The 20,503-nt window shown below is 66.8% G+C and carries 21 protein-coding genes; 6 read left to right on the top strand and 15 right to left on the bottom strand.

What is annotated here, in order from left to right; all coding sequences use genetic code 11:
• Nucleotides 1-17 precede the first annotated feature (17 nt).
• Both CQ039_RS02660 and pdeM read left to right on the top strand, forming a co-directional pair.
• A complete protein-coding gene (locus CQ039_RS02660) occupies nucleotides 18-2,480 on the top strand; it encodes a ligase-associated DNA damage response DEXH box helicase (protein ID WP_105562242.1) in 2,463 nt (820 codons plus the stop codon).
• A complete protein-coding gene (gene pdeM / locus CQ039_RS02655; protein WP_105562243.1) occupies nucleotides 2,477-3,196 on the top strand; it encodes a ligase-associated DNA damage response endonuclease PdeM in 720 nt (239 codons plus the stop codon). The genes CQ039_RS02660 and pdeM overlap by 4 nt, the downstream gene beginning before the upstream one ends.
• 123 nt (nucleotides 3,197-3,319) lie before the next feature.
• Here the strand turns inward: pdeM and CQ039_RS02650 are convergent, their stop codons facing one another.
• The 11 genes from CQ039_RS02650 to CQ039_RS16510 all read right to left on the bottom strand — a co-directional run bounded on the left by CQ039_RS02650 (nucleotide 3,320) and on the right by CQ039_RS16510 (nucleotide 13,444).
• A complete protein-coding gene (locus tag CQ039_RS02650) occupies nucleotides 3,320-3,982 on the bottom strand; it encodes a hemerythrin domain-containing protein (RefSeq protein WP_233190118.1) in 663 nt (220 codons plus the stop codon).
• Nucleotides 3,983-4,096: 114 nt separating this feature from the next.
• On the bottom strand, nucleotides 4,097-5,236 hold the full coding sequence (locus CQ039_RS02645; RefSeq protein WP_105562244.1) for a hybrid sensor histidine kinase/response regulator: 1,140 nt from the start codon (nucleotides 5,234-5,236) through the stop codon (nucleotides 4,097-4,099).
• Nucleotides 5,233-5,808 carry a chemotaxis protein CheB gene (locus CQ039_RS02640; protein WP_105562245.1) on the bottom strand — a complete coding sequence of 192 codons (576 nt, stop codon included), beginning with the start codon at nucleotides 5,806-5,808 and terminating at the stop codon, nucleotides 5,233-5,235. Before CQ039_RS02640 ends, CQ039_RS02645 begins: the two co-directional genes overlap by 4 nt.
• The gene (locus CQ039_RS02635) at nucleotides 5,805-6,641 is read right to left on the bottom strand and encodes a protein-glutamate O-methyltransferase CheR (protein WP_233190119.1); all 837 of its coding nucleotides are present in this window, start codon (nucleotides 6,639-6,641) and stop codon (nucleotides 5,805-5,807) included. The genes CQ039_RS02640 and CQ039_RS02635 overlap by 4 nt, the downstream gene beginning before the upstream one ends.
• Nucleotides 6,638-10,057 carry a response regulator gene (locus CQ039_RS02630; RefSeq protein ID WP_105562388.1) on the bottom strand — a complete coding sequence of 1,140 codons (3,420 nt, stop codon included), beginning with the start codon at nucleotides 10,055-10,057 and terminating at the stop codon, nucleotides 6,638-6,640. Before CQ039_RS02630 ends, CQ039_RS02635 begins: the two co-directional genes overlap by 4 nt.
• A 150-nt stretch (nucleotides 10,058-10,207) precedes the next feature.
• Nucleotides 10,208-10,513 (bottom strand): energy transducer TonB, encoded by a 306-nt coding sequence (locus CQ039_RS02625; RefSeq protein ID WP_105562247.1) that lies wholly within the window; start codon nucleotides 10,511-10,513, stop codon nucleotides 10,208-10,210.
• 208 nt (nucleotides 10,514-10,721) lie between these two features.
• Nucleotides 10,722-11,366 (bottom strand): hypothetical protein, encoded by a 645-nt coding sequence (locus tag CQ039_RS02620; protein WP_105562248.1) that lies wholly within the window; start codon nucleotides 11,364-11,366, stop codon nucleotides 10,722-10,724.
• Between the two features lie 26 nt (nucleotides 11,367-11,392).
• The gene (locus tag CQ039_RS02615) at nucleotides 11,393-11,740 is read right to left on the bottom strand and encodes a hypothetical protein (RefSeq protein WP_105562249.1); all 348 of its coding nucleotides are present in this window, start codon (nucleotides 11,738-11,740) and stop codon (nucleotides 11,393-11,395) included.
• Between the two features lie 199 nt (nucleotides 11,741-11,939).
• Entirely contained in the window at nucleotides 11,940-12,323 is a 384-nt protein-coding gene (locus CQ039_RS02610; RefSeq protein ID WP_105562250.1) for a hypothetical protein, read from the bottom strand.
• Nucleotides 12,324-12,325: 2 nt separating this feature from the next.
• Nucleotides 12,326-13,144 carry a TIGR02587 family membrane protein gene (locus CQ039_RS02605; protein WP_105562251.1) on the bottom strand — a complete coding sequence of 273 codons (819 nt, stop codon included), beginning with the start codon at nucleotides 13,142-13,144 and terminating at the stop codon, nucleotides 12,326-12,328.
• A 3-nt stretch (nucleotides 13,145-13,147) separates the two neighbouring features.
• Complete coding sequence (locus CQ039_RS16510; RefSeq protein WP_146112113.1) at nucleotides 13,148-13,444, bottom strand: hypothetical protein; 297 nt, start codon at nucleotides 13,442-13,444, stop codon at nucleotides 13,148-13,150.
• 383 nt (nucleotides 13,445-13,827) lie between these two features.
• Between CQ039_RS16510 and CQ039_RS02595 the strand changes: the two genes are divergently transcribed.
• Both CQ039_RS02595 and CQ039_RS02590 read left to right on the top strand, forming a co-directional pair.
• Nucleotides 13,828-14,001, top strand: a complete 174-nt coding sequence (locus CQ039_RS02595) for a DUF1328 domain-containing protein (protein WP_105562253.1) — start codon at nucleotides 13,828-13,830, stop codon at nucleotides 13,999-14,001.
• 262 nt (nucleotides 14,002-14,263) lie between these two features.
• The gene (locus CQ039_RS02590; protein WP_105562254.1) at nucleotides 14,264-15,007 is read left to right on the top strand and encodes a Crp/Fnr family transcriptional regulator; all 744 of its coding nucleotides are present in this window, start codon (nucleotides 14,264-14,266) and stop codon (nucleotides 15,005-15,007) included.
• Between the two features lie 261 nt (nucleotides 15,008-15,268).
• Here CQ039_RS02590 and CQ039_RS02585 read toward each other — a convergent pair whose 3' ends face one another.
• Nucleotides 15,269-16,039 carry a Crp/Fnr family transcriptional regulator gene (locus CQ039_RS02585; RefSeq protein WP_105562255.1) on the bottom strand — a complete coding sequence of 257 codons (771 nt, stop codon included), beginning with the start codon at nucleotides 16,037-16,039 and terminating at the stop codon, nucleotides 15,269-15,271.
• A 140-nt stretch (nucleotides 16,040-16,179) separates the two neighbouring features.
• Here CQ039_RS02585 and CQ039_RS02580 point away from each other — a divergent pair, with 140 nt between their 5' ends.
• On the top strand, nucleotides 16,180-17,025 hold the full coding sequence (locus tag CQ039_RS02580) for a Crp/Fnr family transcriptional regulator (RefSeq protein ID WP_105562256.1): 846 nt from the start codon (nucleotides 16,180-16,182) through the stop codon (nucleotides 17,023-17,025).
• 124 nt (nucleotides 17,026-17,149) lie between these two features.
• On the opposite strand, the gene CQ039_RS02575 is transcribed toward CQ039_RS02580, so the two are convergent.
• The gene (locus CQ039_RS02575; RefSeq protein WP_105562257.1) at nucleotides 17,150-17,365 is read right to left on the bottom strand and encodes a hypothetical protein; all 216 of its coding nucleotides are present in this window, start codon (nucleotides 17,363-17,365) and stop codon (nucleotides 17,150-17,152) included.
• 143 nt (nucleotides 17,366-17,508) lie between these two features.
• Here CQ039_RS02575 and CQ039_RS02570 point away from each other — a divergent pair, with 143 nt between their 5' ends.
• Nucleotides 17,509-18,012 carry a DUF4126 domain-containing protein gene (locus tag CQ039_RS02570; RefSeq protein ID WP_233190121.1) on the top strand — a complete coding sequence of 168 codons (504 nt, stop codon included), beginning with the start codon at nucleotides 17,509-17,511 and terminating at the stop codon, nucleotides 18,010-18,012.
• Between the two features lie 12 nt (nucleotides 18,013-18,024).
• Here the strand turns inward: CQ039_RS02570 and CQ039_RS02565 are convergent, their stop codons facing one another.
• Both CQ039_RS02565 and CQ039_RS02560 read right to left on the bottom strand, forming a co-directional pair.
• Nucleotides 18,025-20,109, bottom strand: coding sequence for a catalase (locus CQ039_RS02565; RefSeq protein WP_105562258.1), 2,085 nt, complete (start codon nucleotides 20,107-20,109; stop codon nucleotides 18,025-18,027).
• Between the two features lie 81 nt (nucleotides 20,110-20,190).
• Nucleotides 20,191-20,430: a hypothetical protein gene (locus tag CQ039_RS02560; RefSeq protein WP_105562259.1), complete on the bottom strand. Its 240-nt coding sequence runs from the start codon at nucleotides 20,428-20,430 to the stop codon at nucleotides 20,191-20,193.
• Nucleotides 20,431-20,503: the final 73 nt, after the last annotated feature.

Genomic DNA, 20,503 nt, shown 5'->3' with positions numbered 1-20,503 from the left:
GGAGGGTTGCTCAAACCATGGCCAAGCCTCATCGGATCACGACATCTGCAAAAGATCCGACCCGCCAGCTTCCAGCGCCGTTTCGCGACTGGTTCGTGGACCGCGGCTGGAGCTTGCGCCCCCATCAGCTGGACATGATCGACAAGGCGAAAGCCGGCGCCGATGTCCTGCTTGTGGCGCCGACAGGCGGCGGCAAGACCCTCGCCGGCTTCCTGCCCAGCCTGCTGCAACTGGCCGAACGCGGCCCGCGCAAGGGCCGCAAGACCCTTCACACCCTCTACATCTCCCCCCTCAAGGCCCTGGCGGTCGATGTCGAACGAAACCTGCTGACGCCGGTCCGGGACATGGATCTGCCCATCCTCGTGGAGTCGCGCACGGGCGACACCGGCCAGGCCCGGCGCCAGCGCCAGAGGACATCCCCCCCGGACATTCTGCTGACCACGCCGGAACAACTGGCCCTGTTCTGCGCCTGGAAGGGCGCCCGCGACTATTTCCAGGATCTGGAATGCGTGATCATCGACGAAATCCACGCCATCCACGGATCCAAGCGAGGAGACCTGCTGTCCTTGGGGCTGGCGCGGCTGAGGACTTTTGCGCCCGGCGTCCGGTGCGTCGGTCTGTCGGCGACCGTCGACGACCCGGCCCGCGTCAGACGCTGGCTGTCGGACCGTGGCGACGACATCGTCCTTGGCCAGGCCGGCGCGCCGCCCCGGCTCGAGGTTCTGCTGTCGCAGAACCGGGTCCCCTGGGCCGGTCACACCGCCCAGCACGCCATGGCCGAGGTCTATGAGACCATAAAGACGGCGCGCACCACCCTGGTCTTCGTCAACACCCGCTGGCAGGCGGAGTTCGCCTTCCAGGAGCTATGGCGGCTGAATGACGACAACCTGCCGATCGCCCTTCACCACGGCAGCCTTTCAGCCGAGCAACGTCGCAAGGTCGAGGCGGCGATGTCGCGCCACGAACTGAGAGCGGTAGTCTGCACCTCGACCCTGGATCTGGGCATCGACTGGGGCGCGGTCGATCTGGTCATCCAGCTTGCGGCTCCCAAGGGCGCCTCGCGGCTGGTGCAAAGGATCGGACGCGCCAACCACAGGCTGGACGAGGCCTCCCGCGCCATCCTGGTGCCCGCCAGCCGGTTCGAGATGCTGGAGTGCCAGGCGGCGGCGGAGGCGGTGGCCGAAAACGCCCTCGACGGAGATCTGCCCCGAACCGGGGCGAGAGACGTCCTCGCGCAGCACGTCATGGGCTGCGCCTGTTCGGAGCCCTTCGACCTTGTGGACCTCTATGACGAGGTGCGCCGGGCCGCGCCCTATGCAGGCCTGTCCTGGGAGGCCTTCGAGCAGGTCGTCGATTTCGTCTCGACAGGCGGCTATGCGCTCAGAAACTATGATCGCTTCCGAAGGATCATACGCGGTCCCGACGGCCGCTGGCGCGTCCTCAATGAGGAGACGGCGCGCCGGCACCGGATGAATGTCGGCGTCATCGTTGCGGCCCAGACCCTCAACATCCGGCTTGCGGGCCGACGCGGCGCCGGGCGCAAGATCGGCCAGGCCGAGGAGTGGTATTTCGAACAACTGACCCCGGGCGACAGCTTCCTCTTCGCCGGCGAGATTTGGCGCTTCGAAGGGGTCAGGGCGACGGACGCGATCGTCACCCGCTCGAACGACAAACAGCCCAAGGTTCCCAGCTGGGGCGGCTCCCGATTTGCGCTTTCCACCTTCCTGGCCAAGCGGGTCCGGCGGATGATCAGCGACCAGGCCTCATGGTCGCGGCTCCCGCCCGACGTCTGCGAATGGCTGTTCGCCCAGCAATCGCATTCAAGCATCCCCGGCGAGGAGGATCTCCTGGTCGAGACCTTCAGACGCGGCAAACGGCACTACATGGTCTGCTATCCTTTCGAGGGCCGACTGGCCCACGCCACCCTGGCCATGCTGATCACTCGCCGGCTGGACCGGGCCGGGGTCGGGCCGATCGGCTATCTCGCCAACGACTACGCGCTTTGCGTCTGGTCTCTGCGGCCCATGGACAGCCTCGATTTCGACGCCCTGTTCCAGCAGGACATGCTGGGCGACGATCTTGAAGCCTGGCTGGACGAGAGTTTCATGGTGAGACGCGCCTTCAAGGAATGTGCGCTGATCAGCGGCCTGATCGAGCGCCGCATGCCCGGCCATGAGAAGAACGGACGGCAGGTGACCTTCTCCGCCGATCTGATCTACGACACCTTGCGCCGACACGATCCGGACCATCTGCTCCTGTCCTGCGCGCGCGAGGATGCGGCGCGAGGGCTCCTCGACCTGGCGCGCCTGGGGGAGTTTCTCACACGCATCTCGGGCCGGATCGGGGTTGAGCGGCTTCAGCATGTTTCGCCCTTCGCCGTGCCCCTGCTGATGGAGATCGGCAAGGAGCGTGCGCCTGGGACCACCGCCGCCGACATGATGCTGGAGGACGCCGCCCTGATTGACGAGGCCATGTCTTGACCGTCTCAAGCCTGGCGGACGACGGCGCTTTCGCCACGCGGCTGGCCGGGACCGACGTGGTGTTTCGCGTGTCCGGCGCCCTCTGGTTGCCGACAGAGCGCACCCTGGTGGTCGCCGACCTTCATCTCGAAAAGGGATCCGCCTACGCCGCCCGCGGACAGCTCCTTCCGCCCTACGACACGCGCGAAACCCTCAACCGGCTGGAGCGCGAGGTCGCGACCCTCGCCCCCCGAACCGTCGTCCTGCTCGGCGACACCCTCCATGACCGCGGGGCGCCGACGCGCATCGGCGAGGAAGAGCGCGCTCGCCTCAGGGCCCTGGCGGAAAGGGTCAGGCTGATCTGGGTCGTCGGCAATCACGATCCCGAAGGCGCAGGCGACCTGGGCGGCGAAACAGCGGACCTGGTTGCGGTCGCGGACCTTTCGCTTCGCCACGAACCCACGCCCGGGCCCGTGGAGGGCGAGGTCGCGGGACACCTTCATCCCTGCGCACGCGTAAAGGGCGCCGCAGGCTCTGTTCGTCGCCCCTGCTTCGCGTCGGACGGGAGCCGCCTGATCCTGCCGGCCTTCGGCGCCTATGCCGGTGGGCTCAACCTGCGCGATCCAGCCTTCGCCGGCCTCTTTCGCCTTCCTCCCACCGGCTACCTCCTGGCGCGGCGCGTTGCGGCGGTCCCCTTTGACAAGATGCAACCCGATCAGAGGTCCCTGGCTAGCTGACCGCCGCTACAAAATCATAGCGAAACCGGCCCCAGATAGAGGCGCCGAAGGTCGGCGCAACGAGGCCGAACGCCAGTCCCTGTTGCAATGTCACGCCGCGGCGCCCCCCCCGGATTACCGATATCAGGCCTTGAGGCGGATCTTCTTCTCGACCTCGGCGGCCGCCTTCTCTTCCTGCTTGCGCCTGTTGAAGACCGTCCGCATGAAGCGGCGATCCGCAAGGCTCAACACCTCTTCCGCGGCGACAAACTGCTCCTGCTCCTCCTCGCGGATGTGATGGAGGTATTCTTCTCGCAGGGCGGCGAAACGGCGGATCCATCCGGGAGACGCCATGTCCCGCGCGGCCAGATCCGCGAGAAGGTCATCGATCTCCTTGTGTTCGGCGATGGCGTGGCGGGCGAAGTCCGTGGTGTCCGGGTTTCTCAGCACGCTGGACCAGAGCGCCTGTTCTTCTGCCGCGGCGTGCGCCTTCAGCTCATGAACCAGTTCCACAAAGAGGCGCTCGCGGTCGGGAGACTTCCCCTTCGTCTCCTCCAGCATGGCCAGGAGCGCGCGATGGCGATCATGGTCCTCGACCAGCCGACCGAAGATGTCGGGATCCCCCCTGAATTTGGTGGCGGGGGTGCTGCCGATCCGCGCGGCCAGGTCAGGCGCTACAGCCCGAGCCTTGGCGACGGCGTCAGCCTTGGCCTTCCGGGGGGCCACAGGCCGCAACCGCTTTTCCGCCCGCGGTTCTTTCTCACCGGCTTTCGCCCGTCGCTCGCTCCCCAAGACCATTTTCCGCATGCCCTGCTCCTGACTGGAGCCGTCGCCCCCGGAGGCCGACAAGCTCTACATTCGCAGTACGAACCGTTCGGCGATCAGCCGGTTCCCGACTGTCCGAAAGCCGGCGCAGCCTGCCTAGCCGACAACCGGGAACCAGACCGTGAACCGGCTCCCCGCCCCCGCCCCGGCGCTCTCCAGTTCGACGGCGCCCTCATGCATTTCGACCAGCTGGCGCACCAGGGCGAGGCCGATCCCCAGACCCTCGCGCGACCGGTCGTCCGGCCCTTTGGACTGCGTGAAGAGATCGAAGACCCGGACCTGCATCTCCTGAGGCACGCCGACGCCGTTGTCGGCGACATCAATCCGCACGCGGCCCTCCACCCGGTTGGCCGACACCTCGATCCGCCCCTCCGACGGCGTATATTTGGCCGCATTGGTCAGCAGATTGCTCACCACCTGGGACAGGCGGGTGAAGTCGCCGTCGAGCCAGATCGGCGCGCCCGGGACGTCCACCGTCAGGTCGTGGCGCCCGGCGTCGATCTTGGGTCGACTGGTGTCGACCGCCGAGTCGATGATGCTCTGCACGGTCACCCGCTCGCGCTGAAGCGAGATCTTGCCCTGGTCGATGCGGGCGACGTCCAGCAGATCCTCGATCAGCCGCGACAGATGGTGGGCCTGGACCTCCATCCGGGCGTGGATCTGAGCGCTCTTTTCCGGATCCTTCTGTCTCTCCAGCAGCTGGAGCCCCGCCCGGAAGGCCATGACGGGATTGCGCAGCTCGTGTCCGAGCATGGCGATGAAGTCGTTCTTGCGCCGGTCTGCGGCGCTGAGGGCCGCCGCATAGGCCTTGAGCTCGTCCCGATGCGACAGGATCTCCTGCCTCTGGCGGTAGAGCTCGATGAAGACGTTCGCCTTGCTCTTCAGGATGTCCGTCTCGACGGGCTTCTGGATGAAGTCCACCGCTCCGGCCTCATAGCCCCTGAAGCGCCGCTGCTGATCGGCGCTGCCAGCGGTGACGAAGATAATCGGAACGTGACGCGCATTGGCGTTGCCGCGCATGAACTCCGCGAGCTGGAAACCATCCATCCCCGGCATCTGGACATCGACCAGGGCAAGGGCGACGTCATGCACCAGCAGAAGCTCCAGCGCCTCGTCGCCGGACCGGGCCTTGAGACAGGCCACGCCGTCGCGCTTCAGCAAGGCCTCAAGGGCCAGGAGGTTCTCCTCGAGATCGTCCACGAGAAGGAGATGGATGGGGTTGTCAGGGCTCGTCATGCCTGGCCTAGACCTTTCAGAACTTCGAGAATGCGCGCGAGCGACATCACTTGTGCGACCGGACAGGCGCGCAGGGCGGCCTCCGGCATGGGGCGGGCATGGGCGGAGGCCGGGTCTTCGACGAAGGCCAGACCGCCGGCGGCGGCGACCGCCTTCAGTCCCTCCGCTCCATCCTCATTGGCCCCCGTCAGGACCAGGCCGACCAGACCGGCGCCGTAGGCGTCAGCGGCGCTTTCGAAGAGGACGTCAATGGAGGGGCGGGAGTAGTTGACCAGCTCGTCGGACGAAAGGGCGAGAGCGCCGTCCGCCTCGACCAGGAGGTGATAGTCGGAAGGGGCGAAATAGACCACGCCTGGCTCCACCGGCTCCTTGTCCTCTGCCTCCTTCACGGTGAGCGCGCATTTGGACGCAAACAGGGGCGCCAGCACATTGCTGCGGTCGGCGGGCACGTGCAGGACCACCAGGATCGGCAGGTTAAAGTCGGCGGGAAGCGACGGCAGGAGGGCGAGCAGCGCCTGCACGCCTCCGGCCGAGGCGCCGATCACGACAGCGCGGGCGGGATGAGGCGTCATGGCTCGCGCCTGCGATAGATCTTCTCTTCCGGCACGAAGTCGGCAAAGGCGCCGGCGTGCCGCGAGAAGCGCAAGCTCTCCTTGGATCCGATGCCCAGGAAGCCGTTGCGAGCCAGCGCCTCCTTGAACAGGCCGACGGCGCGGTCCTGTAGCGGGCGATCAAAATAGATCATCACATTGCGGCAGGAGATCAGTTGCATCTCGCCGAAAACCGCATCCGACGCCAGGCTGTGGTCCGAGAAGACGACATTGGCCCGCAGGGACTTGTCGAAGACCGCTCGCCCGTAGTCGGCGGTGTAGTAGTCCGACAGCGAGGTTCGACCGCCCGACTTCTGGTGGTTTTCGGTGAACTTGCGGATGCGATCCAGAGAATAGACCCCCGCCTCCGCCGCCCGCAGCGCATCGGGATTGATGTCCGTGGCGTAGAACATCGTCCGTTCGAAAAGGCCTTCCTCCCGGAACAGGATGGCCAGCGAATAGACCTCTTCGCCGGCGCTGCATCCCGCGACCCACACCTTCAGGAAGGGATAGGTCCGCAGGTGCGGCAGCACCTGTTCGCGCAGGGCCCGGAAATAGGCCGGGTCCCGGAACATCTCGCTGACCTGGACCGTCAGGAAACCCAGCAGACGCGGCAGCATCTCCGGATCATGCAGAACCCGCTCCTGAAGGGCCGTCAGGCTGGGCAGACCGAAATGGCTGCGCGCCTGGAGCAGGCGGCGCTTGATCGAGGCCCGCGCATAGTGACGGAAGTCGTAGTGGTAGCGCTGGAACAGGGCCTCCAGCAGCAGCTGGATCTCTATATCCTCCACCGCATGGGGCGCGACGGCGTTCAACGGGGCATCCAGACGCGCACGAGCGAGAGCAGCTTGTCCACGTCCAAAGGCTTGGCCATGTAGTCATTCGCCCCCGCAGCGATGCAGCGCTCCTGGTCGTCGGGCATGGCCTTGGCCGTCAGCATCAGAACGGGCAGGTCGCGCCAGCGCGGGTCCTTCCTCAGTTCGCGCGTGGCGGCCAGACCGTCCATGACGGGCATCATGACGTCCATCAGGACCAGATCGATCGCCTGCTCGGGATCTTCGGCGGACTGCTCCAGGCGCTCGATCGCCTCCTTGCCGTTGCGCGCGATCTCGATGCGGGCGCCGCGCGGCTCCAGGACATTGGTCAGGGAGTAGATGTTGCGCACATCGTCCTCGACGATGAGGATCCGACGCCCTTCCAGCACGGCGTCGCGATGGCGGGCCTTGCGGATCATCTTCTGCTGCTCGGGCGGCAGCTCCGAGACCACCTGGTGGAGGAAGAGGGAAACCTCGTCGAGCAGCCGTTCAGGCGACTTGGCGCCCTTGATGATGATGGAGTTCGAATAGCGACGCAGTTGCTGCTCGTGCTCCGGCGACAGATCGCGGCCTGTGTAGACGATGACCGGCGGATAGCCCTGCCCGCCCTCGCGGCTGAGGGTCTCCAGCAGGGAGAAGCCGGACGCGTCCGGCAAGGTCAGGTCGAGGACCATGCAGTCGAAGGTCTGGCTCTTGAGCTGCTCGAGGCACTCCGCGGCCGTGCCGACGCCCACCGTCTCGACATCACCCGACTCCAGCAGCTTGCTGACCGCTTCGCGCTGAACCACGTCGTCCTCGACGATGAGGACGCGCCGCACGGTTCGCGTCAGCTTCTCCTCGAGCGATCGCAGCACCTCGGCCAGGGCCTCGCGTCCCACGGGCTTCACCACATAGCCCACCGCGCCCAGCGACAGGGCGGTCTGGCTGTGATCGTCGGCGGAGACGACATGGATGGGAATATGGCGGGTGTCGTCGTCGCGCTTGAGCACGTCGAGCACGGTGAGGCCGGACTGGTCCGGCAGGCCGATGTCCAGCACGACGGCGTTGGGCCGATAGCGCTTGGCCAGCTTGAGAGCCTCCTGGGCCGTCCCGGCCAGAATGCACTGGAACCCCATCTCGCGCGACAGGTCCCGGACAATGGCGGCGAAGCGATCGTCGTCCTCAACGACCAGAAGCAGGCGACGTGTCCCGGCCAGATGATCGCGGTCATCGTCCAGGGTCCGGGCGAGCGTCGCCGCCTCCGCCGCTCGAGGGGTCGGAGCCCGGGCCGCCGGGATCGGAGCCACGCCGGAAGGCGCTTCTCTGGGCGCCACGCGCGAGGCGTCATAGGTCCGAGGAAGGATCAGGGTGAAGACGCTGCCTTCGCCGGCCCGACTTTCCAGGCCAATACGTCCGCCGAGCAGGCGCGCCAGTTCGCGCGAGATGGACAGGCCCAGGCCGGTTCCGCCGTAGCGGCGGCTGATGGTGCCGTCCGCCTGCTGGAAGGCTTCGAAGACGCTGTCCTGCTGGTCCGGGGCGATGCCGATGCCCGTATCCGAGACCGCGAAGGCCACCTCGTCCGGCCCGGCGTCCGAGACCGAGAGGATCACCTTGCCCTTCTCGGTGAACTTGAAGGCGTTCGACAGGAGGTTCTTCAGGATCTGCTCAAGCCTTTGGCGATCCGTCTCGAGCCCGTCATCGCCCGATCCCAGGTCGATCTCGAAGGCGAGGCCGCGATCGTCGGCCACCGGCTGGAACATCTGGCGGATATCATCGCCGAGGCGCTGCAGGGACACCGCCTCCGGACGGGCCTGGATATGGCCGGCCTCGATCTTCGACAGGTCGAGAATGTCATTGATCAGGGTCAGCAGGTCGTTGCCCGAAGACTGGATGGTGCGCGCGTATTTGACCTGGTCTTCCGACAGGGTCTCGTCGGGGTTGTCGGCCAGGAGCTTCGAAAGGATCAGCAGGGAATTGAGCGGCGTGCGCAGCTCATGGGACATGTTGGCGAGGAAGTCGGACTTGTACTGACTGGCCTGCTCCAGTTCCCGCGCCTTGAGCCCCAGGGCTGCGGATCCGCGCTCCAGATCATCGCGCTGGGTTTCCAGCACCTGAGCCTGCTCCTCGAGCTGGCTGTTGGTCTGTTCCAGTTCAGCCTGCTGCTGTTCCAGACGCACCTGGGATTCCTTGAGCGCCCGCCCCTGCTCCTCCAGCTCCTCATTGGAGACCCGGAGCTCTTCGCTCTGGACCTGAAGTTCCTCGGACTGCCGCTGGGTCTCTTCCAGCATGTCCTGCAACCGGGCCCGGTAGCGCGCTGATCTCAATCCCGTGCCGATCAGCGGCGCGGTTTCCTCGAGGAGCGCGAGGAGGCGCTCGTCGGGAAGACGAAGGAAGCCCAGTTCCAGAACAGCGTTGATCTCGCCGTCAGCGCGGCCCGGGGCGATGACGAGGTGCCGGGGCTTGTCGCGTCCCAGCGCCGAGCCGATCGTCAGATAACCCTCCGGGACCTCGGGCACCGTCAGGGCGCGGCCTTCGGAGGCGACCTGCCCCAACAGGCCCTCGCGCGGGCCGAAACGCTCGGGGATAGCCGCGTCGGCGGGCACGCCAAGCGCCGCGACACGCCGGAACAGGCCGCCCTCGCCCTTGAAGAGGGCGGCGGCCTGAACATCGGCGTAGCGCGCCAGATAGGCCAGAATGCTGTCCGCCAGCTGTTCCACGGACTGATCGCCCATCATGGCGTCCGCCAGCCCGACCTGGCCCTTGTGGATCCACTCCTGGCGGGCCTTCTGACGGGCGCTGCGCCGGATAAGGGCGTAGACGCCCAGGGTCAGGGCCGCGCCGAGGAGCCCGGACAGGACGCCGCTGACCAGGGCTGTGCGATAGGCGGCGTCCATCTCCTCAAGGCGTGCGAGGCGAAGCTTCTGCTCCTCCTGCCTCATCAGATTCACTTCGCTCCGGATGGCGTCCATCTCCGCCTTGCCGCGATCCGTATTCATCCTGGACACGGCGGCCTGCAGACCCTCGTTTCGGCGCGCCTGGATGGTGGCGTCCAGCTCGGTCATCTTGGCTTCGACATGTCTGCGGACCTGGCCCAGGTGGGCCTGCTGCACAGGGTTGTCCCGGGTCAGGCGCGCCACTTCCTCCAGACGGCGTTCCACGGCGGCCGCCGCCATGTCGTAGGGCTGAAGGTAGAGGGGGTTGCCCGTCAGCAGATAGCCGCGCTGGCCCGTCTCGGCGTCCTGGACGGTCGACAGGAGGTCATCGACGGCGACGATCACCTGATGGGTGTGAATGATCTGCTGATTGTTCGCCCTCAGCACCTGAACGTTGAACCAGGCCACGCCGCTTGTCGCCAGAAAGAAGGCCAGAACCAGGGCCAGTCCTGCTGCGGACCAGGCTTCGGTCTTCGATCCCGCGGGCGGGCGACGGAACAACATCATCAGCAGTCTGACCTCGGGTGGAGCGACGGGGAACCTCCCTGCCTAGAGGGCGGAGCGGTCAGCGCAATAACCTGTGCTGGTTTTTCTCGGCCTGGGCCGAGGCCATCGGTCGCACGCCCCAGCGGCGCACGCCGGCAAACAATCACCTCAGGGCGTGAACTGGATCGTGCGGGCGAACTGATAATCCTTGCGGCCCGGCTCAACCTCGGCGTCGCGCATCAGGGCGATGGCAGCCTCGCCGAAGCCGAGACCCGGGTGGGTCTCGCCCAGGACGCGGCAATCCTCCACCCGCCCCGCAGCCCGCGCGGTGCACTCCAGGGTCACCGCCACAGTCAGAAGCGGAGCCGGCGCCTCATGCTGCGCAGCCGCAACGGGTCTTTCATCCTTCGGGAGACGGTCGATCTTCGGCGACGCATCCAACAGGATGGCCGCGGTCAAGGCCAGGATCATCATTGCAACACCCTCCGTTCCCTTAACCAGGCGGGTCGCGATCTGTTCCAAGGGCGCGGCCGTCAGCCACGTCCGAGGGTCGTTTGCAGGCGCATTGCGACCGGGCGTTTACAGCAGCCGGCCCCCCGTCTTGCGACGGAGGGCCTGCCTCGATCCTGAAGCAGCGCATCACCGCTCACCAGGTTCGATCGGTCAGGGCTTTCCACAAACCCTATCGGTTGTAGCGCGCCCTTTCCTCGGCGATCTGCTCAGCGCTCCAGGGCTCAGCGGCCGCGTCAAACCCCGACCACCCGTTCTCGCGGTAGGCCGCGCCGCGCGACAGGGAATCGAACCCCCGCCGGTCGTTGAGAAGCGTCTCGATACGGACCCGATCAGACTCCTCGGTCCTGACGCTCACCAGGGTCCCGCCGCGGCGGACGCCTTCGGCGTAGACCTGGGCCTCGCCTTCGTCATGACCGGCCTCCTTCAACGCGCCCAGCAACCCGCCGGCGGCGCCGCCGACCGCAGCGCCGGCCGCCGCAGCCACGGCGGTTGAAGCGAGCCACCCGGCGGCGACCACGGGGCCCAGGCCAGGAATCGCCAGCATCCCCAGCCCCGCGAGCACGCCCGCCCCGGCGCCCAGAACGCCCCCGGTCGCGGCGCCCTTCCCGGCTCCCTCGGCGACGTCATTCTCGCCGTCGCCGTTCATGTCGCCGAACCGGCGCCCGTCTCCCGCATGGGCATGACCGTCATGCCAGTTATCGGAATTATTGGAGATAAGGCTGATCCGGTCGGACTCGACGCCGGCCCGCTCCAGGGCGGACACGGCCTCAAGCGCATCATTGTGGTTGTCAAAAAGTCGCGTGACTACGGCCATTTGAAGCTCCTTCTTTATCTTGTTTCTTAGTTGGCGGAGGCGCTGACCGCGCCCTTGTAGTCGACCGACACCTTGCTCTCGGCGCCATTGCGCGTCGCTGTAGCGCTCCAGATGCCCTGGGCGTCCTGGCTCATCGGCCCCACCACGGCATAGCCCTGCTTCTCGATCGCCGAGCGCGCCTGGGCTTCGGTGAAGGAGTTGGCGCCCGGCGTCAGGGCCGCGTCTCCGCCTGGCGCGGTGTCGACGGCGGGATTGCGCGGGGCTTCGGATTCCGACACGACCGGCCCTTCTACACGGCCCTCGTCCGCCTTGTTGTCTCCGCAGGCAGCCAGCAGGAATACTGTGGCGCCCAAGGCGATGATCGCTCTCGTCATTCGGCTTGTCCTTTTTGGTGATGGCGAAAAAACAAGCCCCCCGTCCGGAAGAGGGTTCCCCCTCTTTCGCCCCCCTCATGGCCCTGACCGCTCGCTATCGCCGCCACGCCTGGCCTGGAGCGGGATGAGACCTCTACCCGACACAAGGGAGACGGGAGGGCAGCCGCGCCTCAGCGAGGCGATAAGGCGGCGCTCGCCCTCACGGGCTCGACCAGCCGAGGACGCGCAAGGCCGCACGCGGGCGCTCGTCCCCGGTGAAGACCAGGGCCGCACCCTTGCTCCCATGACCGGGCACATAGTCGAGCGTGGCGTTGGCTGTTTCGCTCCCGCTCACGCCTTCAACCTCCACGGCGGCAGCGGTCAGGTCGCCCCGGTTCACCACGGTCACCTCCAGGACCCAGCCGCCCGCGCCTCTTCGAACCGACTCTGCCTGGACAATGAGGTCAGGCGGCCTCGCCTCGACCACGACGGCCCGCGCGAGAATCCCGATGGCGGCGAGGATCACCGCCAGGCCGATCAGGGCGCACAGGCCTTGAAGACGCGAGGGTTGCGAAGCGCTTGAAGATGGCCTGCGGCTGGACATGGCTAGACCAGAAGCCGCGCCGCCGCCGCGCCTATGGCGGCGGGAAAGGCGAGAATGACGACATTGGCGACCAGCGACTGGAGCCCATGGCCGTCGAGGCCGCCGAAGGTCCACAGCATGGCGAAACTGGCGACGAGGCAGAGGGCGTAACCTGGCAGAGTGAAATCAATGAAGGCGCGCAGCGGCGACTCCTTGTCCTCCTGGCCGGCGAAGCCGGCCTCGAAAACGATGAGATGCAGAAGAACTACGGACAGGAGCAGGACGCCAAGCGCACCCAGGGGCGTAGCGCGATAGGCGATCAGCCGCATTTCTTCCGTCGGCGCCACATTCATGGCGAAGTAGAGGGCGCCGGCCAGCATGAGAAAAAGCTCGCCCGGATAGGAGGCCTGATCCTCGTCACCCTCTCCCCCTCCGTTCGATAGCTGACGTCGGGCCACGAGCGCACCAAGCGCGGCCGGTACAGCTTGCAGCGAGACCTGACCGGCTGCTGAGGCCGGCGAGCTCCAGTCCAGAACATTGAAGAGGGCCAGGAGCCCGCCCGCCGTGACAAAGCCCACCGCGAGCGCCGTCAGGGTATCGAGGAGATTGTTCAAGGCCCCGCGACGCGCGGAGAAACCTGCATAGTGGGCCAGTCCGAAAAGCACGGGCAAGGCCGCCAGGGTAAAGGCCAGGCGTCGTTCGGGCGTCGCGGCGTGCCCCAGGGCCCACATCTCCATCGTCATGAGAAGCGGCAAGCTGAACAACAGCGCGCCGCCGAAAGCGCGGCCCAGGTCGCGAACATAGTCCGCCTCCTGGGATTTGCGGGCGGCGACGGCGCTCATGGTCTAGTCGGAGACAGCCGCTGCAGCCGTCGCAACATCCGGCGCGGGCGGACCTGCCTCGTCGAAGGCTCGGGCGTCAGCCGCTTGCTGGGCGTCTGTCGGATTCTGATTGATGAAGACGCCATTGGCTGCGGCCCAGATCGCGAGCAGCAGGACGGCGACGGCGGCCGTGGAAGCGACCAGTATGGCGAGCACCCGGGATCCGCGCCTTCCGCCCCGGACATAACGAGCAGCGACAGGGCGCCCCTCCCGGACGGCTTGTGCGGCCTTGGCGTGGCGACGGCTTTCTTCGGGGATCATGTGACCTCTCAATCGGCTCACTATGGCAACGCCGCCTCAGCCTGGCTGTTCCTCGCCGCCCCCGCGAGCAGATGGACCTGCAGCCTCGCCGGATTGAAGCGACCCGATCTGTCGCGCAGCGGGCGAACGACAAACCGGGCCGTCAAGCAGGCCTCCCCCCCGGGAGACCTCATCGAGGCCAACAGCCCGCCCTGGCGCCGGTTCCACCGCGGGTCATCTGGGTCGGGAACCCGACCCAGGGCTTTCCCGATATCGATCGCTTCGAGCCATGAAATCCGGATTGTCGGGATCAAGGCCCGGGGCCCGCGGCCCCCGGGCCAAACTCTGGAACCCTGCGAGACGGGGCGACGTTGGGCTGGCTCCGGCGCTTAAGGAGAATTCGTATGCTGAAATGGGCCCTTATCTTTGCGGTCATCGCCATCGTCGCTGGCCTTCTCGGGTTCGGCGGGATCGCCGGCGCCGCAGCGGGGATCGCCAAATTCCTGGCCATCCTCGCATTGATCGTCTTCGTGATCTTCCTCTTCCTGGGCTTCGCAGCCGCCAAGAAGATCACCTGAAGGAGAGCCTGGCCGCCGACGGCGCCGCCTCCCGATCGCCTCGGGGACACGGCGGCCAGGAATCCGCGGCCCTCCCTGGAGACGTCGCGGCGTCCGTCTTCCTGCCCGCCGTCTCACCGCGGAGGCGCGAAGAGCCGACATGCGCTTGAGACAGGAGGGCCCGGCTATCGGGTCCGGGGCCTTCAGAACCGCGCGCCAAGTCGCGCGAAACCAACCTATGTGAAGAACAAAAACGCCGAAGCCATGCTGTTGGTCTAAGGCCATGAAGAATCAGTCGGAAACCCATCACGAAACCCGGCACACCGCGTCGCTTGAGCGGATGCTGTCCAGTTTCGGGCCGCTTGGCGCCGACGACATCGCCTATATCCGGGACTGCTTCACCGGGGTGCTGCAGACCCATGCGGCGGGAAGCCCGGTCATCCTGGCTCCGGAGCGCAATGAAGCCAGACTGGTCTTCAAGGGCTGGGCCGCACGCGGCGCCATGCTGGAGGACGGACGTCGCCAGATCGTGGGCCTCAATCTGCCCGGCGAGATGATCGTCGCATCCGGCGCGGTCGACACCGACATGCTGGTCTGGGCCCTGACGGACGTCGTCACGATCGACGGCACCGCCTTCTGGACCGGCATGTCCGAGCTGCGGACGCAGAGTCCGCCGCTGCTGGAAGCCTGGAGGCATTACCGCACGGCCGAACGCCTGCGCATGGCGCGCCAGGTCATAAGATTGGGTCGGCTCAACGCTTACGAACGCACAGCCCATCTCCTGCTGGAGCTCCACGAACGCCAGGCGCGTCTGGGTCCCGTCGTGGCGGGGGTGCTCCATCTGCCGCTGACCCAGGATATTCTTGCGGACATCCTGGGCCTCAGCGCCGTGCATATGAACCGAACCCTGCAGCAGCTCAGGCGCAACGCCTTGGTCGATTACAGAGCCGGGCGGGCGGTCCTGCAGAACCTCACGAGCCTGGCCCAGGCCGCCAACCTGAGCGCCGACTGCGGTCCAAGCCTCTGACGGCGGGCTTCGCCGCGGCGGACGAGAGAACCTCGCGTCCGCCAGAGGCCGGGTTAACCCATGTTGTTTGATCTTGCCCGGAGCAGGATCAGAATGCGCCCTTGCCGAGGAGGCTGGTCATGCCTCGACCTGAAGAGCTCTGGCGGCGTCTCGTCGCCTTCTTGCTGGGCCGGACACCCGCCATGCGGACGTCCCGACGCCTGCCCCATCCCCATTGGCCCCGGCGCTCCGGGCGTCACTGAGGCTGCGGCCCGGACAGGCTCAGACCGGATCGCGCCCCAGGCGCAGATAGGTCGGATCGAACTCCGCCACCCGCACCAGACGGTCCCAGTCCAGGATCCTGATATTGCGTCCGCTCCATTCGACAAGGCCGTCGGCGCGGAGCTGGGCCACGGATCGGTTGACGTGGACGGCCGAGAGGCCAAGCACGTCGGCGAGGATGGCCTGGCTGAGAGGCAGTTCCATCCGATGTCCTTCCGCCCGCTCCACGGAGGCCAGGCGAAGATAGACCTCGCACAGGAAGTGGGCGAACCGCTCGAAAGCCGTGCGCCGCCCCAAGCCCGCCAGCCATTGGCGATGCACGGCGGCGTCGATGAGGGTCTCCAACCACAGAAGGCGCGTCAGGTGGGGTTGGGTCTGGGAAATGAAACGCAGGGCCTCATGGGGGCAATAGCCCACCTTGCAGTCCGTCAGACAGACCACGCCATGATCCATCGGGCTCATGAGAAGGCTATGGAGATCGACGAAGTCGCCCGGGACATTGAGTTCCGTGATCTGGCGCGCGCCGTTCATCAGCACGACATATCGCGCCGCGAAGCCTTCGAGCAGAAGCGTGCTGCGCGACGGGCGATCATATTGTTCGACGATGTTGTCGCCGGCCTTCAGGGTGACCGGCGGCGCGACCACATCCGCCAGAACGGCCTTTTCCTCGTCAGAGATGGAATCTCGACGCGACAGCTTGTCGATCAGGGGACTGATCAGGATGACCTCCAGAATCCGCACCGCCCACTGCGGCAACGCTTGCAAAACCATCCAGCCCTTTCCCGGTTCCTCCGCTGCGGGCCCTACGTCGTCCAGCCGCGCGGGCGCGGTTCACCGGCCCCCGGTCTCCTAACCCATGTAAGTGGCGACCGCCCCGCCATGGGCCACACTCCCCCTCTTAGGAGTGCGACATGCAGACCACGACCGGCCTAGCAGCCATGGCCTCTTCCCCTCGCTCTCGCCTTGAGGTTCAGGATCACCCGGTATTCCAGGCCCTGCCTGCTGACGCCCAGGCCCGGATAGAAGCCTGTGGTCACAGGGCGTCGCTGGCGGCCGGCGAGGTCCTGCCGAACGACGGCGGGCTCTATTTCATCCTCTCGGGCGTCGTCGGCCTCTTCCCGGGCGGCGGCCGCATCTGCGTGGCCGCGGTGACAGCCGGTTCCGTCCACGGCTGGGATCAGGCTCTTGAACCGGGTGCCCGTCGCCCGGAGGCGCGAGCCCTGATCGACACCGTCGTCTGCCGCGCCGCCGCCGCTCCCCTCCTGGAGGCCATGGGCCGGGAATGGCTGACCCGTCTCGTGGCGCGTCATGCGACCGCCCGTCTTGACGCCCTGGCGACGGAGGCGGCGTGCAACGCCTCTCACCTGGTGCCCGAAAGGCTGGCCAAATGGCTGGTTCGGCTCCACTGCGGCGGAAACGGCGCGCCGCTCTTTCTCACCCAGGCTGATTTCGGGGGAATGCTTGGAGTCCAGAGAACCAGCGTCAACGCCGCCGCCGCCCGGCTTCAGGGCCAGAACCTCGTGCGCTTCGGGCGAGGCAAGGTCCAGGTGCTCGATCTCGTCGGCCTGCGTCAGGCCTCCTGCGGTTGCGGCGAAGCTGTCGCGCCGGTCTCAGCGACACCCCGGTCGGCGGTGCGGAGCACAGGTCTCGCTACGGAAGCGGCCTCCTGGTCGCCTGCGCATCCCGGTTCACCGTCTCGCGACGTCGCCGAGCCGGAGGGCGTGGTCGCCTCGGCTCCATTGGCGCGCGCAGGCTAGGGCCCAGCCAGACTCTAATCTTGCAAGGCCTGGCTCCAGCCCCCGTTTGATCAACGGCCCCAGACCTTCCAGCCTCGAGGGCTGGATTGGCGCCCACGGCCTTCGCCGCCCGAGCGAAACGACGTCAGGCGGGGGCGGTTCGCAGCTCCGGGCGAGCCTCGGCACGCGCCCTCATCCGAGCCCGCAACTGCTCGCGAATGGTCCAGCCGTCGAGATGGGCGAAATCGTTCAGCGTATAGCCTTCGCGGGCCAGGGCTTCTTGAAGATCAGAAATCTTGAGGCAGGCGCGGTTCTCGTCGGCGATCTGAAAGGCGCGCTCGATAACGTGGATCTGGGTCATGTTTCCTCCGTGGCAAGAGAGAGCGAAAGCCGACGGCTACGGTTCCCGGAGCGGATGACGCAGGGCCGCAAAGTCAGGTCCAGGGCCTTTGGAACCCAAAGGCGTTGCGGGCGCTGCCCCTCCAAACCGAAAAGGAGCTCGCCTTGAACCTTCGCCCCCTGCTTATCGGACTGGTCGCCGGCCAGCGCTCCATGACGCCGCTCGCCGCCGTGGCGCTGGCGGCGCGTTCCGGCAGCCTCGCCCGCGACAATGGCGCTCCAGCAGTTATCGGCAAAAGGTCCGCTGCGATCGCCGCCAGCGCTCTGGCGATCGGAGAAATGCTCGGCGACAAGATGCGGTCTGCACCGGACAGGACCGTCCCTCCCGGGCTGGCGGCCAGGCTGTTCGCCGGAGGGGTCGCCGGCGCCGCCCTTGCGCCTCGCAGTTCACGCGCATCCGCCGCTGCCCTGGGCGTCGCGGGCGCAATCCTGGGCGGCTATGCCGGCCTGGCGCTTCGCAAGCGCGCCATGCGCCGTTTCGGCCAGACACGCAGCGGCCTGGCCGAAGACCTCCTGACCTTGGCCGCAACCACCCTCATTCTTCGCGAAGGTCCCAAACGTCGAACGCCGTCTGTCCAGCGGGAGGGGGTAAACCCGCCCTCCGCCTGAACAGGAAAGGGATCAGGCCAGGGTGCGAACGGCTGGCTCCCGCGCCCACTGCCGGGTGCGGGCCGGCGGCAGGAAGTCCCCCGGCTTGGCCGCAGACAGGTCGACGACCCCCTCATCAGACTTGATCCCGGCCCGATCCAGAAGAGGGCCGACCTCGCGCGTATGGCCAATGGCCTTGAGGTGACCGAAGGCGTCCCTGAGGAAGTCCGCCGCCGCGCCCTCCTTCAGAAGCTGGGCGCATCCGTCTTCCGACAGGATGACGGCCACGGCGTCGAACAGGACAGACGGGCTGCCCGCCAACTGGCCGTCAGCGGGGAGAAGGGATCCGTCCGCCAGTTTCGCCCCGCCGATCTTCGGCGCGACGACGAAGATCGCGCCGCCGTCGCCTTCCACCGCCTTGCGGACGCCCGCGACGATCGCGCCGTCAGAGCCGTCGGCGACCAGGATCGCGACCTTGCGGCCCTTCAGGCTGTCCGGATACTTGCCGACGATTCTGAGGGCCGGCGAGGCTTCAAGGTCGATGGGGGTCGCGGCCGGAGCGGACGCCTTGGGCAGAGGCAGGTTCATGGCCTCCGCCACGCGCTTGGCCAGACCCTCGTCGACATTGCGGAGATTGGCCAGGACGCGCGCCCGGACATGGTCCAGAGTCACCTTCGACAGTTCAAAGACGAGGGCGCTGGCCAGATGGGCCTGTTCGATCTCCGTCTGCGAGCGGAAGAAGAGCCGGGCCTGGCTGTAGTGGTCGGCGAAACTCTCGGCGCGCAGCCTGCCCTTCTCGCCTTCCACCGGCACGGCGGCGGTGCGGAAGCCGCCTTTCGGGTCCTCGCGCGGCCCGCCCTCCTCTCCCGCCTCGGACAGACTGTTCGGCTCGTAGTTGGCGCGCCCCTTGAAGACCTGGGTCTGCATATGGCCGTCGCGCTGGAAGTTCTGGAAGGGACACCCCTTGGCCTGGTTGATCGGGATCTGATGGAAGTTGACGGTCCCCAGCCGCGACAGCTGGGTGTCCTGATAGGAGAAGAGCCGCCCCTGCAGCAGGGGGTCCTCCGAGAAGTCGACGCCCGGCACGATGTTGGTGGGCAGGAAGGCCGCCTGCTCGGTCTCGGCGAAGAAGTTGTCGGGGTTTCGGTTCAGCACCATGCGGCCGATGACCCGCAGAGGATGATCCTCTTCCGGGATCAGCTTGGTCGCATCGAGAATATCGAACGGCAGGGCGTCCGCCTCGGCCTGGTTCAGCAGCTGGACGGCGAACTCCCATTCAGGGAAGTCGCCCTGATCGATGGCCTCGAACAGATCGCGCCGATGATAGTCCGGGTCGGCCCCGGCGATCTTGACCGCCTCGTCCCAGCAGGTGGACTGGGTCCCCAGCCTGGGACGCCAGTGGAACTTGACGAAGGTCGCCTCCCCCTTGGCGTTGATCAGCCGGAAGGTGTTGACGCCGAAGCCCTCGATCATGCGCAGCGATCGCGGAATGGCCCGGTCGGACATGGCCCACATCACCATATGGGTGCTCTCGGGCATCAGGCCGATGAAGTCCCAGAACGTGTCATGCGCGCTGGCCGCCTGAGGATAGCCGCGGTCGGCCTCCATCTTCACGGCATGGATCAGGTCGGGGAATTTGATCGCGTCCTGGATGAAGAAGACGGGGATGTTGTTGCCGACCAGATCCCAGTTGCCCTCGGACGTATAGAATTTGACGGCAAAGCCCCGGACGTCGCGCGGCGTATCCACCGAACCGGCGCCGCCGGCGACCGTCGAGAAGCGCGTGAAGACCTCGATCTTTTTTCCGACCTCGGTGAGGATTTTAGCCGTTGTGTAGTCTTCCAGACTCTCGGTGAGTTCAAAAAAGCCATGGGCGGCCGATCCGCGTGCATGGACGATCCGCTCCGGAATACGCTCATGGTCGAAGTGCTGGATCTTCTCGCGCAGCACAAAATCCTCGAGCAGGGTCGAACCTCGGGGCCCAAGTTTGAGCGAGTTCTGGTCGTCGCTGACCGGCGCGCCGTGGTTTGTCGTAAGGCGGCCCTCCGGCGTTGAGGCGGTCTGGTGGAGTTCGCCGCCCGCACCGGGGCGGACGTCTGCAGCGGGCGACTTGGACATGGGGTTTCCTTCAGTCAGGTTGTCGGGCGACAGGGTTGAAAGCCCGCAAAAGCGGGCGCGCGGAGGCGGACGAGCGTCCGTCTATCTTTGCGGCGGCGGTGCAGCCGCCCCCTCCTGCCCGGCCTGGTCGACTTGTCGAGCCGGGGTGTCGGCGACCCCCGTGGACGGGGTGGAACCGGGATTTGCGCCCACCACGCCGCTCGTCGCGTCCGCCTCCAGCGAGGAGGCTTCAGGGGCCGCACGCTCCGCGTCGCGGCTTCCGCAGGCGCCGAGGGCGACAAGCGGCACGGCCAGGATGGTCATCGCGGTGAGTTGCTTCATGTCTTTCTCCCTGGAGGAACAACGACGAGGCGGATGGGGCGTTGCACCAGCCCTGCCGCCGAGGCGGCGCTCG

The sequence above is a fragment of the Brevundimonas sp. MYb52 genome (genome assembly GCF_002979535.1).
In the GTDB taxonomy this organism is placed as follows: Bacteria; Pseudomonadota; Alphaproteobacteria; order Caulobacterales; family Caulobacteraceae; genus Brevundimonas.
This window is presented reverse-complemented; position numbering and strand designations above follow the sequence as displayed.

Bases quoted from the DNA above. Each gene is read 5' to 3' on its own strand.
- CQ039_RS02660 (WP_105562242.1), top strand. From the start codon at position 18: ATGGCCAAGCCTCATCGGATCACGACATCTGCAAAAGATCCGACCCGC.
- CQ039_RS02650 (WP_233190118.1), bottom strand. From the start codon at position 3,982: ATGCGGAAAATGGTCTTGGGGAGCGAGCGACGGGCGAAAGCCGGTGAG.
- CQ039_RS02645 (WP_105562244.1), bottom strand. From the start codon at position 5,236: ATGACGAGCCCTGACAACCCCATCCATCTCCTTCTCGTGGACGATCTC.
- CQ039_RS02640 (WP_105562245.1), bottom strand. From the start codon at position 5,808: ATGACGCCTCATCCCGCCCGCGCTGTCGTGATCGGCGCCTCGGCCGGA.
- CQ039_RS02630 (WP_105562388.1), bottom strand. From the start codon at position 10,057: ATGTTGTTCCGTCGCCCGCCCGCGGGATCGAAGACCGAAGCCTGGTCC.
- CQ039_RS02625 (WP_105562247.1), bottom strand. From the start codon at position 10,513: ATGATGATCCTGGCCTTGACCGCGGCCATCCTGTTGGATGCGTCGCCG.
- CQ039_RS02620 (WP_105562248.1), bottom strand. From the start codon at position 11,366: ATGGCCGTAGTCACGCGACTTTTTGACAACCACAATGATGCGCTTGAG.
- CQ039_RS02615 (WP_105562249.1), bottom strand. From the start codon at position 11,740: ATGACGAGAGCGATCATCGCCTTGGGCGCCACAGTATTCCTGCTGGCT.
- CQ039_RS02610 (WP_105562250.1), bottom strand. From the start codon at position 12,323: ATGTCCAGCCGCAGGCCATCTTCAAGCGCTTCGCAACCCTCGCGTCTT.
- CQ039_RS02605 (WP_105562251.1), bottom strand. From the start codon at position 13,144: ATGAGCGCCGTCGCCGCCCGCAAATCCCAGGAGGCGGACTATGTTCGC.
- CQ039_RS16510 (WP_146112113.1), bottom strand. From the start codon at position 13,444: ATGATCCCCGAAGAAAGCCGTCGCCACGCCAAGGCCGCACAAGCCGTC.
- CQ039_RS02595 (WP_105562253.1), top strand. From the start codon at position 13,828: ATGCTGAAATGGGCCCTTATCTTTGCGGTCATCGCCATCGTCGCTGGC.
- CQ039_RS02590 (WP_105562254.1), top strand. From the start codon at position 14,264: ATGAAGAATCAGTCGGAAACCCATCACGAAACCCGGCACACCGCGTCG.
- CQ039_RS02585 (WP_105562255.1), bottom strand. From the start codon at position 16,039: ATGGTTTTGCAAGCGTTGCCGCAGTGGGCGGTGCGGATTCTGGAGGTC.
- CQ039_RS02580 (WP_105562256.1), top strand. From the start codon at position 16,180: ATGCAGACCACGACCGGCCTAGCAGCCATGGCCTCTTCCCCTCGCTCT.
- CQ039_RS02575 (WP_105562257.1), bottom strand. From the start codon at position 17,365: ATGACCCAGATCCACGTTATCGAGCGCGCCTTTCAGATCGCCGACGAG.
- CQ039_RS02565 (WP_105562258.1), bottom strand. From the start codon at position 20,109: ATGTCCAAGTCGCCCGCTGCAGACGTCCGCCCCGGTGCGGGCGGCGAA.
- CQ039_RS02560 (WP_105562259.1), bottom strand. From the start codon at position 20,430: ATGAAGCAACTCACCGCGATGACCATCCTGGCCGTGCCGCTTGTCGCC.